Source organism: Mesorhizobium sp. BHbdii, from assembly GCF_053848045.1.
Genome location: NZ_JBSPKX010000148.1, coordinates 1 through 495, shown reverse-complemented (window position 1 = coordinate 495; position 495 = coordinate 1). Strand labels below are relative to the sequence as shown.

1 protein-coding gene is annotated in these 495 nt (G+C 63.8%); it reads left to right on the top strand.

From position 1 onward, the window contains the following. Positions 1-495, top strand: a 495-nt coding sequence (locus ACWTU8_RS32320; RefSeq protein WP_455851310.1) for a flagellar M-ring protein FliF C-terminal domain-containing protein, incomplete at both ends; no start/stop codon positions are given.

The window sequence follows — 495 nt, the reverse complement described above, 5'->3', positions numbered from 1 at the left end:
ATGATCCTTCCAACACCAGTGCTGCCCGCACGCTCGGCGTCGAGCAGACCGTTGAGGCACAGATCGGCGACAACATCCGCCGCGCGCTCACCCCCTATCTCGGGCCCGACAATTTCCGCGCCAGCGACAAGGCCGAGGTCAACACCGACACCCGCCAGACCGAGGAGACGATCTTCGATCCGAATTCACGTGTCGAGCGCTCGGTGCAGTCGGTGCGCGCCAATGAGAACAGCAACCAGAAGCAGGCCTCGACCCCGGCCAGCGTCGAACAGAACCTGCCGGAGACCCAGGCGACCAGCACCGAGGGCCCGCAAACCACCTCGGCGAACGACCGCAAGGAAGAGATCACCAACTACGAGATCAACTCCAAGAAGATCGCCACCGTCTCCAACGGCTACACCGTCACCAAGATGTCGACCGCGGTCGTCGCCAACCAGGACCGGCTGAAGACGATCCTGGGCAAGGACGCGACACCGGAGCAGATCGCCAAGCGCG